This is a genomic window from Bacillus sp. SIMBA_154, from assembly GCF_046536015.1.
Classification (GTDB): domain Bacteria; phylum Bacillota; class Bacilli; order Bacillales; family Bacillaceae; genus Bacillus; species Bacillus pumilus_P.
This window is the reverse complement of record NZ_JAWJBV010000707.1, coordinates 1-233: the sequence shown is the minus strand read 5'-3', so window position 1 is coordinate 233 and position 233 is coordinate 1. Positions and strand designations below refer to the sequence as shown.

Below are 233 nucleotides of genomic sequence, written 5' to 3'. Positions count from 1 at the left end.
CGAAGTGTTCGAGCTGGCGTTGCAGGCCGTTGATCCGGTTGCCCAGAGTGTCGAGCGCACCTTTCGCTGAGGAGAGTTTGCGCTCAAGCACCATCAGGCTGAGTGTGTAGCGGGTTAACTCAGCGTTTAAGCCCTGGCGACTGCTGGCATTGAGCACGCCGAGCAAGGTTTCCAGCCCGACGCGCAGGTTGGCTTCGCTACCGCCAAAAACCGCCAGCGTCGAGCTGGGGTTC

At 60.9% G+C, this 233-nt stretch carries 1 pseudogene; it reads right to left on the bottom strand.

The annotated features are described in order from the left end of the window. A pseudogene (hflD, locus tag R0K30_RS23700) lies at positions 1-233 on the bottom strand (high frequency lysogenization protein HflD); the annotation flags it as partial.